The sequence below is a fragment of the Tatumella sp. JGM94 genome (genome assembly GCF_018257595.1).
Lineage (GTDB): Bacteria > Pseudomonadota > Gammaproteobacteria > Enterobacterales > Enterobacteriaceae > Tatumella > Tatumella punctata.
Genome location: NZ_JAERJN010000001.1, coordinates 133,834 through 151,165 on the forward strand (window position 1 = coordinate 133,834; position 17,332 = coordinate 151,165).

General features: G+C 50.9%; 14 protein-coding genes. 11 read left to right on the forward strand and 3 right to left on the reverse strand.

What is annotated here, in order from left to right:
• The first annotated feature begins 52 nt into the window (after positions 1-52).
• Positions 53-1,273, forward strand: a complete 1,221-nt coding sequence (locus tag JK216_RS00630) for a sugar transporter (RefSeq protein WP_212707791.1) — start codon at positions 53-55, stop codon at positions 1,271-1,273.
• 35 nt (positions 1,274-1,308) lie between these two features.
• Here the strand turns inward: JK216_RS00630 and JK216_RS00635 are convergent, their stop codons facing one another.
• Positions 1,309-1,647 carry a YegP family protein gene (locus tag JK216_RS00635; protein WP_212707792.1) on the reverse strand — a complete coding sequence of 113 codons (339 nt, stop codon included), beginning with the start codon at positions 1,645-1,647 and terminating at the stop codon, positions 1,309-1,311.
• Positions 1,648-1,988: 341 nt separating this feature from the next.
• Between JK216_RS00635 and JK216_RS00640 the strand changes: the two genes are divergently transcribed.
• The 4 genes from JK216_RS00640 (at position 1,989) to JK216_RS00655 (ending at position 6,668) form a co-directional block, all read left to right on the forward strand.
• Positions 1,989-2,744, forward strand: coding sequence for an FNR family transcription factor (locus JK216_RS00640; RefSeq protein ID WP_212707793.1), 756 nt, complete (start codon positions 1,989-1,991; stop codon positions 2,742-2,744).
• 124 nt (positions 2,745-2,868) lie between these two features.
• Positions 2,869-3,828, forward strand: a complete 960-nt coding sequence (gene uspE, locus JK216_RS00645) for a universal stress protein UspE (RefSeq protein WP_212710578.1) — start codon at positions 2,869-2,871, stop codon at positions 3,826-3,828.
• A gap of 269 nt (positions 3,829-4,097) precedes the next feature.
• Positions 4,098-5,051 (forward strand): DUF1471 family protein YdgH, encoded by a 954-nt coding sequence (gene ydgH, locus JK216_RS00650; RefSeq protein ID WP_212707795.1) that lies wholly within the window; start codon positions 4,098-4,100, stop codon positions 5,049-5,051.
• Between the two features lie 219 nt (positions 5,052-5,270).
• Positions 5,271-6,668: a basic amino acid/polyamine antiporter gene (locus tag JK216_RS00655; protein WP_212711682.1), complete on the forward strand. Its 1,398-nt coding sequence runs from the start codon at positions 5,271-5,273 to the stop codon at positions 6,666-6,668.
• Between the two features lie 19 nt (positions 6,669-6,687).
• Here JK216_RS00655 and JK216_RS00660 read toward each other — a convergent pair whose 3' ends face one another.
• Entirely contained in the window at positions 6,688-7,098 is a 411-nt protein-coding gene (locus JK216_RS00660) for a hypothetical protein (protein ID WP_212707797.1), read from the reverse strand.
• 168 nt (positions 7,099-7,266) lie between these two features.
• Between JK216_RS00660 and rstA the strand changes: the two genes are divergently transcribed.
• The 5 genes from rstA (at position 7,267) to JK216_RS00685 (ending at position 12,482) form a co-directional block, all read left to right on the forward strand.
• Positions 7,267-7,995 carry a two-component system response regulator RstA gene (gene rstA / locus JK216_RS00665; protein WP_212707798.1) on the forward strand — a complete coding sequence of 243 codons (729 nt, stop codon included), beginning with the start codon at positions 7,267-7,269 and terminating at the stop codon, positions 7,993-7,995.
• Positions 7,992-9,314, forward strand: a complete 1,323-nt coding sequence (rstB, locus tag JK216_RS00670) for a two-component system sensor histidine kinase RstB (protein WP_212707799.1) — start codon at positions 7,992-7,994, stop codon at positions 9,312-9,314. Before rstA ends, rstB begins: the two co-directional genes overlap by 4 nt.
• Before the next feature lies 1 nt (position 9,315).
• Positions 9,316-10,803 (forward strand): carboxypeptidase M32, encoded by a 1,488-nt coding sequence (locus JK216_RS00675; protein WP_212711681.1) that lies wholly within the window; start codon positions 9,316-9,318, stop codon positions 10,801-10,803.
• A 182-nt stretch (positions 10,804-10,985) separates the two neighbouring features.
• Positions 10,986-11,378, forward strand: coding sequence for an acid resistance repetitive basic protein Asr (asr, locus tag JK216_RS00680; RefSeq protein WP_212707801.1), 393 nt, complete (start codon positions 10,986-10,988; stop codon positions 11,376-11,378).
• A gap of 282 nt (positions 11,379-11,660) precedes the next feature.
• A complete protein-coding gene (locus JK216_RS00685) occupies positions 11,661-12,482 on the forward strand; it encodes a serine protease (RefSeq protein WP_212711680.1) in 822 nt (273 codons plus the stop codon).
• A 41-nt stretch (positions 12,483-12,523) separates the two neighbouring features.
• On the opposite strand, the gene hrpA is transcribed toward JK216_RS00685, so the two are convergent.
• The gene (hrpA, locus tag JK216_RS00690; RefSeq protein WP_212711679.1) at positions 12,524-16,429 is read right to left on the reverse strand and encodes an ATP-dependent RNA helicase HrpA; all 3,906 of its coding nucleotides are present in this window, start codon (positions 16,427-16,429) and stop codon (positions 12,524-12,526) included.
• Positions 16,430-16,696: 267 nt separating this feature from the next.
• On the opposite strand from hrpA, the gene JK216_RS00695 reads away from it, so the two are divergent.
• The gene (locus JK216_RS00695) at positions 16,697-17,296 is read left to right on the forward strand and encodes an FMN-dependent NADH-azoreductase (RefSeq protein WP_212710580.1); all 600 of its coding nucleotides are present in this window, start codon (positions 16,697-16,699) and stop codon (positions 17,294-17,296) included.
• Positions 17,297-17,332: the final 36 nt, after the last annotated feature.

The window sequence follows — 17,332 nt, forward strand, 5'->3', positions numbered from 1 at the left end:
ATACGCGAATAATGTGATTGAGATCACCTAACGCCAAGGAAAAAGCCTTTTTATGATAGCTGAATCTTCCTGCCAGCCAGAAGACCCGCAATATAACCCGCCAGGCTCACGTAAAGTAGCATGGTTAAGAGTGCTGCTGATGGCGGTGGCTGCCTTCATCTTCAATACCACCGAGTTTGTCCCCGTCGGGCTGTTGTCGGATATCGGTGCCAGTTTCAATATGAAAACGGCTGATGTAGGGATTATGCTGACCATCTATGCCTGGTGCGTCGCCTTGCTGTCATTACCGCTGATGCTGCTGACCCGCAATATCGAGCGCCGCTTTTTGCTGGTGATCCTGCTGGTACTGTTTACGGCCAGCCATCTGTTGTCAGCCTTCGCCTGGGATTTTAACGCACTGCTGGTCTCCAGGGTCGGTATTGCCATCACCCACGCTGTTTTCTGGTCGATCAACGCCTCACTGGCTATCCGGATTGCACCGCCGGGCAAGAAAACCCAGGCACTGAGTATGATTGCCACCGGTACAGCACTGGCAATGGTGTTAGGTGTTCCCCTTGGCCGGATTATTGGTCAGACTATGGGCTGGCGCTCCACCTTCGGTATTATCGCTATCTCATCACTGGTGCTGATGGTTATGCTGATAAAACTGTTGCCGAAATTACCAAGTGAACATACGGGTTCCCTGAGTAGCCTGCCGCTGCTGATGCGCCGCCCGGCGCTGATGAGCATGTATTTGCTGGTGACCCTGGTCGTCACCGCCCATTATACGGCTTACAGCTATATCGAACCGTTTATGCAACAGCTGGCACAACAGGGTGAAAACTTCACGACCCTGTTGTTATTACTGTTTGGCGCAGCCGGTATCTTTGGCAGTGTGCTGTTCTCGTCACTGGGTAAACACTTCCCTTCATCACTGTTAGCCGGTGCAATTACCGCGATTATGCTGTGTATGGGATTATTGCTGGTTACCGCCACCCACCCGGGCAGTATCATTACTGTGTGCATTGTCTGGGGGATCGCCATGATGCTGATTAACCTGTCGATGCAGGTGCGGGTGCTGTCTCTGGCACCGGATGCAACAGATGTTGCGATGTCTCTGATGTCAGGGATTTATAATATTGGTATCGGCGCCGGGGCATTGATTGGTAATCAGGTCAGCAGCCATCTGGGTATGGGGCTGGTCGGGTATGTGGGTGCCGCATTTGCCCTGGTCAGTCTGGGCTGGTGCCTGTACGGCCTGAAAAAATACCCTGAATTACGCTCTAACCTGTAATGCTATCCCCGGTACGCCGGGGATTTGAGCGGAAGTTACTCTGCGGACAGTTCCGTTACCGGGCTGTCCGGACCATTTTTTTTCACCGATTCAATGCCTTTCTCCCGCGCTGCCACAGTGCTGTACATTTCGCTGCAACCAATAACCTGATGATTTTGTGCTTTCAGAGTGAAATAAGGTGCACCATTTTTAGCGGTCAGACGCTGATAGTTATGATCGTCAGCACTGTTTTTCTGTACCGATATTATCCCGTTCAGGCAGCCGCTCTTCTCTTTATAGCCTTCACTGCTGAGAATAACTTCCCCATTTGCTGCCTTGAGATGGAAATAATACTGCTGGTCTTTCCCCCGGAAAACGTCATATTTACCGCTCATACTCGCCCCTTGAAAATTAACAGACACGGTTTAAGTGTTACGCAGATACGTGATAACGCAATAGATCCTGCGTATTTTTTCTGAGATACCGCCGAGGGTGATCGTGTTATGCCTGAGTAAAATCTGAATCTGTATCACAATTGGCACGAATTGCATAACCACACTTATCCTGTGGTAACAAAGTAGTTTATACTCGCCTTCAGTAAGCTGATGAATTTATACCTTATTTAAATATAAATTTTAAATTATAAAATTTTTTCATAAGCACCTGCGTGTAAACCTGTTTTTCTTCGCGAAAAATGTTAAAATTATGGCCAGTTAACCACTACCGGAACTGAATTATGATTCCAGAAAAAAGGATTATTCGTCGCGTTCAATCTGGCGGTTGTGCAATTCATTGTCAGGACTGCAGTATTAACCAGCTATGTATCCCCTTCACTCTTAATGAACATGAATTGGATCAACTGGATAATATTATTGAGCGTAAAAAACCAATTCAGAAAGGACAATCCCTTTTTAAAGCAGGAGATGAATTAAAATCACTTTATGCAATTCGTTCCGGTACCCTGAAAAGCTATACCATTACCGAACAGGGCGATGAGCAAATTACCGGTTTTCATCTGGCCGGTGACCTTGTCGGTTTCGATGCTATTATCAGCAGTCATCATCCGAGCTTCGCTCAGGCCCTTGAAACCTCAATGGTATGCGAAATTCCTTTTGACACCCTCGATGACCTGTCCGGAAAAATGCCGGCCCTGCGCCAGCAAATGATGCGTCTGATGAGCGGTGAAATCAAAAGTGACCAGGACATGATCCTGCTGCTGTCGAAAAAGAGCGCCGAAGAACGTCTGGCTGCCTTTATCTGGAACCTGTCTCGCCGTTTTGCCCAGCGCGGCTTTTCACAGCGTGAATTCCGTCTGACCATGACCCGCGGCGATATCGGTAACTATCTGGGACTGACAGTCGAGACCATCAGCCGTCTGCTGGGGCGTTTTCAGAAAAGCGGTATGCTGGCAGTCAAAGGTAAATATATCACCATCGAAAATCACCAGATGCTGACTGAGCTGGCAGGACAAACCTCCCCCTGCAGTCCCTGAGCCCGGGATAACCGGAACCGTACGGTAAAACGACCGTCAGTTTCCGGTTTTTTAATTTTTCCTTCTCCCGCCATCTAAGCCAGGCTATCTTTAAATCCTCAGGCTTTTACAAGGAGATGTCAGAATGTCCAGATATCAGAATATCCTCGTGGCTGTTGATGCAGAGCAGGACGACCAGCCCGCATTGCGGCGGGCCGTCTATCTGAACCAGCGCATTGGCGGTAAAATAAAAGCATTTCTCCCTATCTATGACTTTTCCTACGAAATGACGACCTTACTGTCCCCCGATGAGCGGGCCAGTATGCGTCAGGGTGTCATTGATCAGCGCACGGAATGGATCCGTCATCAGGCAAAGGCGTATATTGATGCCGGTGTAAATATTGATATCAAGGTGGTATGGCACAATCGCCCCCATGAGGCCATTATTCAGGAAGTATCACAGCATCAGCACGATTTGGTCCTGAAAATGGCCCACCAGTATGACCGGCTGGAGTCTGTGATCTTTACACCGACTGACTGGCATATCCTGCGTAAATGCCCTTCTCCTGTCTGGATGGTTAAGGATCAGCCCTGGCCGGAAAAAGGCAAGGCACTGGTGGCGGTGAACCTTGCCAGCGAAGACCCCGGCCATGATGCCCTTAATCATAAACTGGTGCGTGAGAGTCAGTTACTGGCTGATATGGTCAATCATACGGAAGTACATCTGGTGGGGGCTTATCCTCTGACACCGGTAAATATCGCAATTGAGCTGCCTGATTTTGACCCGCAAACCTATAATGATGCCATCCGCGGTCAGTATCTGATTGCGATGAAAACATTACGCCAGACCTTCTCGATTGGTGATGAATTTACCCATGTCGATAAAGGCGAGCCTGAAGAGGTTATTCCCGGGCTGGCAAATACCCTGGACGCGGGGGTGGTGGTTTTGGGTACCATCGGCCGTACCGGGCTGTCAGCCGCATTTCTGGGCAATACCGCAGAACAGGTGATCGATCATCTGCGCTGCGACTTACTGGTATTCAAACCTGATGATTTCGTCTTAGCAGAAGCGGAAGACGAAGAGGATGATGCCGAAGACGACTAATGCCTTCCCCCTGTGCAGACACAGGGGGGTTATCTGATCTGCAGCGACCTGCCCGCCATCCGACATCCTGCCCTGAATTTTCTGTCATCTGATTGTCATAAAAATGCCGCAATCTCCGGAATCTGCTTTTTTTATCGCTGGCAGGATAAATGCATAAATTGGCTGAGACAGCACAATTTTTACATGTAATAATCAACCACAAACAGGTTACACATCAACGTCCGGGACGATTTCGTACTCTTTTTTGAGCAAGGCGAAGGATTATTTTTATGAAGCTTAAGAACACTTTTTTAGCAGCAGCTCTTTTCTCCGTTACTGCTGTTAATGCGTTTGCAGCCCAGGAGCTGGCGCCAGAAAAAGCAGCAGCATTACAGCCCTTCAAACGTATTAATATTAATGGCCGTTTTAATTCTCTGATTGATGCCAGTGCCGCGATCTCAAAGCGTGCCGATGAACTGGGTGCCGCCGCCTATTATATTCAGGGCGTAAACGATGCCACGGGTAATAGTGGTAACTGGCGCGTCACCGCCGACCTTTACCATAAAGATGCGCCGGAAGTGGTTAAAAATACCGACTACCGTAAGTACAATGGCGTTGCTCAGCTGCCTAAAAATGTCGCCTACCGTTTAGAGCCTTTTGATACGGTTTCTGTCAGCGGCTACTTCCCGAGCCAGCCTGATGTCGTGGATGCCATCTCCCGTGCCGCCAAAGACAAAAACGCAGCCTCTTTCTTTATTGTCCGTCAGATTGATGCCAACAATGGTGGCAATCAGTTTGTCACCGCCTATGTTTATAAGGCCGATGCCAGACAGCGTCAGGTACAAAGCCCTGATGCTATCCCGGCGAACTCTGCAGCCGGTAAAGCCGCATTAGCCGCAGGCGGCGCCGCGGCAGCCAAAGTGGAAATTCCGGGAGTGGCCTCTTCTGACACGCCGGACAGAAATATCGGTCGTTTCTTCGAAACCCAGACCAGTACCGGCCAGCGTTATACGGTCAAACTGCCAGACGGTACGTCAGTTCAGGAACTGAGTGCGATTACCGCCGCACAGATGACGCCGTTTACTACTGTTACCATCACTGACCACTTCGGCACCCCGACGGAAATTTCTGACGCCATCGCCCGTCGGGCGGCTGATAAAGGCGCGAAGTTTTACCATATTACCCGCCAGTGGCAAAACCAGAGCGGCGGTAATCTGACCGTTACTGCAGAATTATTTAAGTAAGTCCGGATCCCCTCAGGCACGGGTAATATTTTGTTACCCGTGTTCTGTGCTGCGGCCTGTTTTTCCCCGCTTTACAGATTGCGTTACCCCCTGCCACTCCGTAGAATCACCGGCCTGTTATTCTGGTGAAAAATCTCAGCCAATTTTACTATCTCAGCAGCTTCTGCTGGTTTTAAACACAATTCAGCGCGAACCGCTGAATGTAAATGCAGGAACGACATGTCTCAAAAAAAATTAGGGTTCGCGGCACTGACAGCTCTGGTGTTGAGTTCAATGCTTGGCGCAGGGGTATTCAGTCTGCCACAGAATATGGCAGCAGTAGCAGGTCCTGCGGCGCTGTTATGCGGCTGGCTAATCACCGGGGTCGGGATCATTTTTCTGGCACTGGCAATGTTATTACTCAGCCGGTTACGCCCTGATCTCGATGGCGGTATTTTCACCTATGCCCGTGACGGGTTTGGGGAAGTTATCGGTTTTTGTTCTGCGTGGGGCTACTGGCTGTGTGCTGTGATCGCCAATGTGTCGTACCTGGTGATCGTTTTTTCTGCATTAAGTTTTTTTACGGATTCTCCGGACCATACCCTGTTTGGTGAAGGCAATACCTGGCCGGCAGTGGCGGGCGCCTCGTTACTGTTATGGATGATCCATTTCCTGGTCTTGCGCGGTGTACAAACTGCAGCCAGTATCAATGTGCTGGCGACCCTCGGTAAACTGATCCCCCTGTGTCTGTTCATTATTATGGCCATCGTCGCCTTCCGGATGGAAAACTTCAGTTATGATTTCAGCGGACTGACGCTTCACCAGCCATTATGGTCGCAGGTAAAACAAACCATGCTGATTACCCTGTGGGTGTTTATCGGGGTTGAGGGGGCGGTGGTTATTTCTGCCAGGGCAAGCCACCGCCGTGATGTGGGCCGCGCAACATTATGGGCCGTTGTGGCAGCATTGGTCGTCTATCTGCTGGTGACACTGTTGTCGCTAGGCATCGTGCCCCGCGAGCAGCTGGCAGCAATGCATAACCCGTCGATGGCCGGATTACTGGCAACCATTATCGGCCCCTGGGGCACTGTCGTCATTGTTTCCGGGCTGGTACTTTCCGTATCAGGTGCTTACCTCAGCTGGACAATTATGGCTGCCGAGATCCCGTTTCTGGCCGCCAAAACAGACGCCTTTCCACGGATTATCAGCCGGCAAAACCGGCATGAAGCCCCTGCCGCCTCACTGTGGCTGACTAACGGCTGTGTACAGGCCTGCCTGCTGATTATTGGTATCACCCATGCCGGTTACGGGACTCTGCTGACCATCGCTTCTGAAATGGTGCTGGTTCCCTATTTACTGGTAGGACTGTTTTTAATTAAAACCGTTCACCATAAAGGGATGTCAGCCCCGTGGCTGATCGGGCTGGGTGCCTCAGTTTATGGTCTCTGGCTGCTGTATGCGTCCGGGCCGGAAAATTTATTAATGTCTGTAATGCTGTATGCCCCGGGCTTGCTGGTATTTATCTTTGCGCGTTATACCGCTCCGCAACCGATGAAACTGACCCGTAAAGAGTATTCACTGACCGGATTAATCTTGTTACTGGCGCTGGCGACAGGAATAAAACTGATGCTGGCCTGACAGGCCAGCCGTTTTTATATCAGGGTAAGGCGATCCTCAGGCAGTCATCATCCTGCCTGAGTGTCAGCGGCTTACGATATTCATCATAAATACCCGCCAGCTGATGTTCTGAAAGAGGATAAGGAAGCTGGATTTCAAAACTGATAATTTTTTGCTGTTCAGCAAGGGCAATCAGTCGGGCGATATTAATTTCATCGCTGACCTGAGTAGAAATTATCTGCAGCGCCATAGCCTTAAAATGTTCTGCATCGTTAGTCATTCCGTTAATGTTGCGCGCAGTTTTACGCGTCACCATACCGAAAATAGGCAGAACACCATAGATAGCATCCACAAAACTCCAGTGCTTCTTACAGGATGCCGACAGAAAATCACTGTAATTGAAGCAAATGCGCCGGTTATCCGCGCCTGAAGTCAATTTATCATCAGACACTCAAACTCCCCCTGTTAGCACGATCCTTAGGAAACTCATATTTCCGCGGATTATAATGGCATATTATATAGGGTATATACCAGCAACAGATGCCTTTTTCATGATAACGTAACGGTGATGACTGTTCCGGGTTACTTTGTTGTTAAATATAAATAATTATTGTTAATTATGAATAAAATAGTTTACGTAGAAGATGAACCTGAAGTTGGTGAATTGATCGCCGCTTACCTTAGCAAACATGATTTCGATGTGGTGGTTGAAACCCGCGGCGATCGGGCTGAAGAAACGATTATCCGCGAACAGCCCGAACTGGTGATGCTGGACATTATGCTGCCCGGCAAAGACGGTATGACCCTGTGTCGTGACCTGCGTACACGCTGGCACGGCCCGATTGTATTGCTGACTTCGCTGGACAGTGATATGAACCATATTCTGGCGCTGGAAATGGGTGCCAACGATTATATTCTGAAAACCACCCCGCCGGCGGTGTTACTCGCCAGACTGCGTCTGCACCTGCGTCAGTCACAGCAAAACAGCAGCAACGAAGAATTAGCTTCCGGTACTGCACCGGCCCGGCTGATCCGTTTCGGCAGTCTGACGATTGATATGCTGAACCGGGAAGTGACTCTGGCAGAAGAGCCGATCCCGTTGTCGACCGCGGATTTTGATTTACTCCGGGAACTGGCCAGCCATGCCGGACAGATCCTCAACCGTGATGCACTATTGAAAACCCTGCGTGGTGTCAGCTACGACGGCATGGATCGCAGTATTGATGTGGCTATCTCCAGGTTACGTAAAAAACTGCATGACAATGCCACCGAGCCTTTCAGGATAAAAACCATCCGTAATAAAGGTTATCTGTTCGCGCCTCAGGCCTGGGATACCCATTCCGAATGAAAAAACTGTTTATCCAGTTCTATCTGCTGCTCTTCGCCTGTTTTCTGGTCATGACCCTGCTGGTTGGCCTGGTGTATAAAATGACCGCCGAACGTGCCGGCCGCCAGTCGATGAATGACCTGATGGCCAGCTCACTGTACCTGATGCGCAGCGAATTACGTGAAATTCCGCCAAAAGACTGGAATAAAACGATAGATAATCTTGATTTAAACCTCTCCTTTAAACTGCATATTGAGCCCATTACCCGCTATCAGTTAGGGGCCGACGATATGCGGCGGTTACGCGCCGGAGAGATAGTCGCGCTGGACGATCAATATACCTTTTTACAGCATATCCCCCGCAGCCACTATGTTCTGTCGGTCGGCCCTATTCCTTACCTGTTTTATCTGCACCAGATGCGGTTACTGGATATTGGTCTGCTGGCTTTTATCGGGATGTCGCTGGCATTCCCGGTGTTTATCTGGATGCGGCCCCACTGGAAAGAGATGCAGCGCCTTGAACGTGCCGCACAGCGTTTCGGCCAGGGTGATCTGGATTCCCGTACCCACTTTGATAACACCTCAAGCCTGTACCGGCTGGGTATTGCCTTTAACCAGATGGCAGAAAATATAAAAGTGCTGGTTGCCAGCAAGAAACAGTTGATCGATGGTATTGCCCATGAACTGCGTACGCCGCTGGTCAGACTGCGCTACCGGCTGGAGATGAGCGACAACCTGAGTGATAACGAAGCGGCGGCCCTGAACCGGGATATCAGTCAGCTGGAAGGACTCATCGAGGAACTACTGACCTATGCCCGTCTCGACCGTCCGAAAGTTGATATGAAGTTACAGCAGTTTGATTTGGCCCGCTGGCTGGCGGAGCGTGTGGATGATGTCCGCTCGCTGAACCCCGGCCATCTGGTCGAACTGGATATTCCTCAGCAGGAAAACCAGGGCTATGCTGATCTGCGCCTGATGGAGCGGGTACTGGATAATCTGGTGAATAATGGTTTACGTTATGCCACGCAGCGGATGCGGATCAGCCTGTGGTTTGACGGTAATAATGGTCTGTTACAGGTTGAAGATGATGGTCCGGGTATCCCGGCGGAAGAACGGGAACATGTTTTCGAACCCTTTGTCCGTCTTGACCCCAGCCGTGACCGGGCGACCGGCGGATGCGGGCTCGGACTGGCAATTGTCCATTCTATTGCCCAGGCATTCCGTGGTACCGTCACCATTGACAGCAGCCCGTTAGGCGGCGCCAGTGTCAGATTTTGCTGGCCGGTAACACCACCGACCGCCGGTAAAGCTATTTCTTCCGTCAGCCCCCGCAAGGAGTAATATGAATACCGATGCTTATCAGCAGTTATGTCAGATTTTTCGCCGTATATCGCGGTTTGACCATTTATCGGCGGTTGCCGGCTGGGATATGCAGACCATGATGCCTGCCGGGGGCAGCAGAGCCCGCGGAGAGGCCTTAGCGGAGCTGAGCGTATTACGTCATCAGTTACTGACCGGTAAACAGGTCGGGGAATTACTGAGTGCCGCGCAGCAACAGTCTCTGAATGAAGATGAGCGGGCCAGCCTGTATGAAATGACCCGGCAGTGGCAGCAGGCATCGTTACTGCCTGACGAACTGGTTGAAGCGAAAGCTATTGCCGGTAGCCAGTGTGAGCATGCCTGGCGGACACAGCGTCCGGCAAACGACTGGCGCGGATTCTCTGCAAATCTGCGTAAAGTCGTTGCCCTGAGCCGCCGCGAAGCGCAAATCAGAGCCAGTGCCAGCGGTACCTCACCCTATGATGCATTACTCGGACTTTATGAGCCAGGGATGACCCGCCAGACGCTTGACCCTGTTTTTGCTGACCTTAAACAATGGCTGCCGGGTTTATTGCAACAGGTGGTCAGCAAACAATCGCAGGCCCTGCCTCTGCAACCGGAAGGTATTTTTCCGCAGGCGGCCCAGAAACAACTGGGTTTGCAGGTCATGGCGCTGCTGGGTTTTGATTTTAATCACGGCCGGCTTGATGTCAGTGCCCATCCGTTTTGTGGTGGCGTTCCCGACGATGTACGTATCACCACCCGCTATGACGAAAAACTGTTTCTCAGCGCACTGATGGGAGTGATTCATGAGACGGGCCATGCACGTTATGAACAGAACCTGCCGCGCAGATTTGCCGGACTGCCGGTTGCACAGGCCAGATCAACCGCAATCCACGAATCACAGAGTCTGCTACTGGAAATGCAACTGGCACGCAGCCCCGGCTTTCTGCAATTAATTCAGCCGCTGGTTGCGGAAACCTTTGGTTCGCAGCCAGCCCTTGAAACCGATAATTTTATTCGTCTGGCACAGCAGGTGAAGCCCGGGGTTATCCGCGTGGATGCGGATGAAGTCAGTTACCCTGCCCATGTGATGTTACGTTACGAAATCGAACAGGCACTGATTGACGGCATCATTGAAGTTGAAGATATTCCGGCCCTGTGGGATGAAAAAATGCACCATTACCTGGGACTGGATACCCGCGGTAACTTTAAAGACGGTTGTATGCAGGACATTCACTGGACGGATGGTTCTTTTGGTTACTTCCCTACCTATACTCTGGGGGCGATGTATGCCGCACAGTTATTTGCCTCTGCACATCAGCAACTGCCGGCCCTCGGGGAGCAGATTTCACGGGGAGATCTGCAGCCTTTATTCGGCTGGCTGGAAAAAAATATCTGGCAACATGGCAGCCGGTTATCGACCAGTGAACTGATCACTAAAGCAACCGGAGAAGGGTTAAATAGTCAGTTTTTCCGTCGTCATCTTGAAAAGAGATATCTGGGGTAACCTGTTGAAGAGCAGCTGTTTTTCCCGGCTGCTCTCGGTTGTTTTCCCGGCCAGAGTGTCGTTTGTACAATCGGTTACACAGCGATACCATTCAGCAACGGACACTATCGAAATATTCTCATATAGTCATTTTACCGGCCCCGCAGTGGGCTATTAAATGAAATGAATTTGAGGAATTTGCAATGAAAAAATTATTTGCACTGGTAGTTGCCGCTGCTATGGGTCTGTCCTCTGCTGCTTTCGCTGCAGAAACTACTGCAACTCCGGCCCCGGCGGCACCTGCTGCTGCAACCGCTCCTGCTGCGGCACCTGCTGCTCCGGCTAAGCATGTTGCTCATAAACATCATAAGAAAACCGCTAAAAAACGTCATCACAAAAAAGCGGCTGCTCAGAAAGCACAGGCTGCTAAAAAACATCACCACAAAAAAGTAGCTAAGAAAGCGGCTGCACAGAAAGCGCAGGCTGCTAAAAAACATCACCACAAAGCAGTCGCTAAAAAAGCTGCACCACAGAAAGCACAGGCTGCTAAAAAGCATCACCACAAAGCCGTTGCTAAAAAAGCTGCAAAAAAATAAATCTCTGACCGCCAGGATTACTCCTGAACTCGCGTCATAGTGACAGAAACACCCGGTTATACCGGGTGTTTGTTTCCCGGAGTTATAAATATGGTGCGTCGCTATCGTTTCGAAATCATTCTGGTCGCAGTCATTATGTGCGGCGTTGTCGCTGCCAGCTTTTTTATTTAACTTCAGACCGGTAAATACGCAATATCTCTCCCTTTTTTCCATCTTACGGCTTATAGTAATCATTCCGGAATCCGATGATTAACCTACATACTTCCCGCAGTTGAGAGAATTATGCGCCTGCTGACCGTCCTTATTTTAAGTTTATTTTGCGTTAGTGTGCAGGTGCACGCTGATGATGACGATGATGACACACCGAATGCCAGCGAAATCAAGGCGCTGTTTTTTGGCAAAGACCATCGTCAGGCGATTACTGATGTGACCAGCGCCCCCTGGGATGCCATTGGCCAGCTGGAAACAGACAGCGGTAATCTGTGTACTGCCACCCTGATCTCCCCGCATATAGCTCTGACTGCCGGACACTGCCTGCTGACTCCGCCGGGTAAGTTTGATCCTCCGGTAGCCATCCGTTTTATGGCGATGCCGACCGGCTGGCGCTACGAGATCCATGATATTGACGCGCGGGTTGAGCCTTTACTGCCCGGTAAGCTGAAAGCCGAAGGCGATGGCTGGATTGTTCCACCGGCGGCGGCACCCTATGATTATGCAGTCGTGATTATTCACAATCCGCCATCCGCCATCCAGCCGGTACCACTGTTTTCAGGCAGCCGGGCCGACCTGATCGCAGCACTGAAAGTCACTGGCGGGCGGGTAACACAAGCCGGTTATCCGGCCGATCATCTGGATAATTTATATGCTCACCAGAATTGTCTGATCACTGGCTGGGCACAAAAAGCGGTATTATCCCATCGCTGTGATACCCTGCCGGGTGACAGCGGGTCACCTCTGTTGTTAAAGACCGATAATGGCTGGCAGATTATTGCGGTACAGAGTTCCGCTCCGGCAGCAAAAGATCGTTATCGTGCCGATAACCGGGCGATTGCTGTAACCTCTTTTTATGACAAACTGCAGCAATTGCAGCAACTGACCCACTAGTCTGGCGCGGCAGCACAGCGACTCCTGTGCTGCCGCGTTTTTTACCCGCCGTTTTTCTGTGCCATCGCCTGTAAAATCCGCTTTTCAGAGACCGGATAAGGTGTACCCAATTGCTGGGCAAACAGACTCACTCTCAGCTCTTCCAGCATCCAGCGTATCGCTACCACATCGTCATCATCCTGCTGTTGCGGCGCTAATTTACCCCGCCATTGCTGCCATTGTTGCTCAATACTCTGGATTTTCAGCATTCTGCTGCGGTCACTGTGGGGATCAACCGGTAACTTATCAAGCCGGCGCTCGATAGCCTGCAGATAACGCAGAGTATCCGCGAGATGTTGCCAGCCGTTACCGGTGACAAAACCACGATAAATCAGTCCTGCCAGCTGAGACTTGATATCCGACAGGGCCAGCGCCTGACTGATATCCACTTTCCCTTTCAGCCGTTTATTGATCTGAAATACCGTCGTCAGGATCTGCTCAGTCTGCATCGCAATAGTTACCACAGTGTCGTTCAGCTCAGCACGTACCTTCTCTTTCAGCTGCTCAAACGCCGTTTCAGTCCAGACCAGACCGCCGTGTTCCGCCATCATTTTATCGATGCCACAGGAAATACAGTCGTCAATCAGTTCCGGCACCTTGCCATAAGGGTTAAAATAAAGTCCCAGTTTGGCCTTATTTGGCAATTTTTCATGCAGATATTTCACCGGTGACGGAATATTCAGCCAGAGCAACCGGCGCTGACCACGCCACATATGCTTCTGCTGCTCACTCTGGCTGTCAAACAGCCGGATCGCGACACTCTCTTTATCATCCACCAGCGCAGGCCAGGCCTGCAGTTGATAATTACCGCGTTTCTGCTGATAACTTTGCGGTAAATCGCCAAAACTCCAGATATGCAGCCCCTGCTGTTCTACACCGTCATCGGCGACATCCGAAAGGGTTGCCTGCACTTTATCTTTCAGTGACTGTTTAAGCGCTGTCAGATCTTTACCTTCGGCCTGGGTGCGGTTGTTTTCATCCACTATCCGGAAAGTCATTTTCAGGTGGTCAGGCACCCCCTGCCATTGCCAGTCTTCGCGGGTGACTGTTACACCGGTCATCCGGCGGAATTCACGTTCCAGACAATCGGTCAGTGGCTGACTGTGGTCAGTAACCCGTTGCAAAAATGCATCTGCATAATTTGGTGCCGGCACAAAGTTACGGCGTAATGGCTTAGGCAGGGATTTAATTAAGGCGATCACCAGTTCGCGGCGTACCCCGGGAATCTGCCATTCGAATCCCCTGTCCTCAACCTGATTTAATAACGGCAGCGGAATATGTACCGTCACGCCATCTGCGCCGGTGCCCGGTTCGAACTGATAGCTGAGACGCAGTTTCAGGTTATCCTGATGCCAGAAATTTGGATAATCCAGCTGACTGACCTGTGAAGCACCGTCTTTGATCAGCATCTGCTTATCAAAGTTAAGCAGATCGGGCTGCTGCTGGCTGGCGTTTTTCCACCACTGGTCAAAATGACGCGCTGACACAACCTCATGACCAATACGCTGGTCATAGAAAGTCAATAAGGTTTCATCATCGACCAGGATATCTCTGCGTCGTGATTTATGCTCGAGATCTTCCACCTCATTCAGCAACTTACGGTTATTCTTCAGGAACGCATGACGACTTTGCCAGTCCCCTTCCACCAGCGCGTGACGGATAAATAACTCGCGGGATAAGCGCGGATCAATTTTGCCATAGTTCACTTTACGCCCGCTGATCACCGGTAATCCGTAGAGGGTGACTTTTTCCAGGGCCATAACCGCCCCCTGGCTTTTTTCCCAATGAGGCTCGCTGTAATGATATTTCAGCAGATGCTTTGCCAGCGGCTCAATCCATTCCGGCTCAATGCGAGCGGCAACACGCCCCCACAAACGGCTGGTTTCAACCAGTTCAGCGACCATGACCCATTTTGGCGGCTTTTTAAATAAGCCCGAGCCGGGGAAAACAGAAAAACGGGCATTACGCGCCCCGGTATATTCCTGCTTTTCAACATCCTTTTGGCCGATATGTGATAACAGACCACAGAGTAACGCGCTGTGCACTTCGCGGTACGGCGCCGGTTCACTGTTTACCGGCAACCGCAACTCTTTTACCACCTGCCGCAGCTGGGTATAGATATCCTGCCATTCCCGTACCCGCAGGTAGTTCAGATAATCGGTTTTACACTGCCGGCGGAACTGGTTACCGGATAGCCGCTTTTGCTGTTCACCGAGATAATTCCACAGATTTACCCATGCCTGAAAATCTGAGTCTTTATCCGCAAAGCGGCGATGTTTTTCGTCAGAGGCCTGCTGGCGGTCTGCCGGACGTTCGCGGGGATCCTGGATTGACAGCGCAGCCGTAATAATCATCACTTCACGGACACAGCCAAATTGCTGTGCGGCCAGTACCATTCTCGCCAGTCGCGGATCAACCGGCAACTGCGCCAGCTGCCGCCCCAGCGGGGTCAGCTTATAGTGACCGTCAGCTGACGGCAGAATACCGCCCAGTTCTTCCAGTAACCGCACACCGTCCTGGATATGACGTTTATCGGGGGCTTCAACAAACGGGAAAGCAGCAATATCGCCCAGCCCGAGGGCCGTCATCTGCAGAATGACCGATGCCAGGTTGGTACGCAGTATCTCCGGGTCAGTGAACTCCGGACGGTTAATAAAGTCCTGCTCCGAATACAAACGGATACAAATCCCCTCGGAAACACGTCCGCAACGTCCCTTACGCTGATTAGCGGAAGCCTGAGAAACAGGTTCTATCGGTAAACGCTGCACCTTGGTACGGTAACTGTAGCGGCTGATACGTGCCGTACCGGGATCGATCACGTATTTAATCCCCGGCACGGTTAACGATGTTTCGGCCACGTTGGTTGCCAGTACTATCCGCCGCCCGCTATGAGACTGAAATACCCTGTTCTGTTCGGCGTTAGATAACCGCGCGTAGAGTGGCAGGATTTCCGTATGCCGTAATTCACGGCGGTTTAAGGCATCGGCTGTATCACGGATTTCCCGTTCACCGCTCATAAAAATAAGAATATCACCCGCTGCCTCACGCATCAGTTCATCGACGGCATCAAAAATCGCCTGCAACTGATCGCGGTCACCGTCACTGGTATCTTCGGCGACTGGCCGGTAACGTACTTCAACAGGATAAGTCCGGCCGGAAACTTCAATGACCGGAGCATGGTTGAAATGGCGGGAAAAGCGCTGAGGATCGATGGTAGCTGAGGTGATAATCACCTTCAAATCGGGCCTGCGTGGTAGCAGTTCCCGCAGGTAACCCAGCAGAAAATCGATATTCAGGCTGCGCTCATGGGCTTCATCGATAATCAGGGTGTCGTATTGCAGTAACAGTCTGTCCTGCTGTATTTCTGCCAGCAGAATACCGTCAGTCATCAGTTTAACGCGGGTATTTTCTCCGACCTGATCACTGAAACGGACTTTATAGCCGACATAGTCGCCCAGCGGGGTATTCATCTCTTCGGCGATACGGGTAGCCACGGTTCTGGCCGCCAGCCGGCGGGGCTGCGTATGGCCAATCAGGCCGCGGTTACCCCGGCCTAACGCCAGACAAATTTTAGGGATCTGGGTTGTTTTGCCTGAGCCGGTTTCACCGGCAATAATCACTACCTGATGTTTGCTGATTGCCTCTGCAATTTGCTGTTGCTTCTGACTGACCGGTAAATTTTCCGGGAAATCAATATGCTGTGGCGCGGATGCCAGCCGCAGGGCCAGCCGGGTTTCGGCTTCGCTGATTTCCTGTTCAATCTTACTGGTTATTTCCGCACGGGCTTGCGGGTTTTTCACCTTTTCAGCACCAGTAATCCGGCGTCTGAGTTGCTGGCGGTCCCGCAGGATCAAAGGCTCCAGACGCTGGCGCAGAGAAGACAACAGTGAAAAATCCTGAGATGACATAATAATGTGTTACCTTGATTTTATATGACAAAACAGCCGGAGACCGTAAACGGTGACGGTAAATCCCCCGGCAATCAGCAATGATATAACATTGTAACATATCCCCTGAACTGCCGTTATCGCTCCGCATCGACACGGGTGATAATGTTGTTCAGTTTTTTCGAATATAGTCCTCGAAATTATCAGCTTTTATCTGATGCCTGAGCACCTTACATTATCTGAAATTCAGCGGAAGGACTTCCGCCCTAAAGACAGGAAGATAACGTAATGAGTAAAGTTCTGGTCCTTAAGTCAAGTATTCTCGCCGGTTATTCCCAGTCAGGTCAGCTGGCTGACTTCTATGCGCAGCAGGCGACGGCCAAAGGTGACACTGTCACTTTTCGTGACCTGGCAGAGCAGCCAGTACCGGTGCTGGATGGTGAGCTGGTCGGTGGCCTGCGTCCTTCCGATGCACCGTTATCTGAGCGTCAGAAACAGGTTGCCGCTTTGTCCGACGAACTGATCAATGAGCTGCTGGCCCATGACGTTATCGTGATTGCGGCACCAATGTATAACTTTAACATTCCCACTCAGCTGAAAAACTATTTTGACCTGGTGGCCCGTGCCGGAGTGACTTTCCGTTATACCGAATCCGGCCCTGAAGGTCTGATCAAAGGTAAACGTGTCGTTGTTATCTCCAGCCGTGGTGGTATCCACAAAGATACACCGGCAGATCTGCTGACCCCATACCTGAAAGTCTTCCTTGGTTTCCTGGGAATGACCGAGATTAACTTTGTCTTTGCGGAAGGTTATGGTTACGGTCCGGAAGTCAGCGCCAAAGCAACGACCGATGCAAAAAGCGCGATTGAATCAATTATCGCGGCCTGATAAGTTCATCGCTGGGACGACAGTGCCGGCGATATC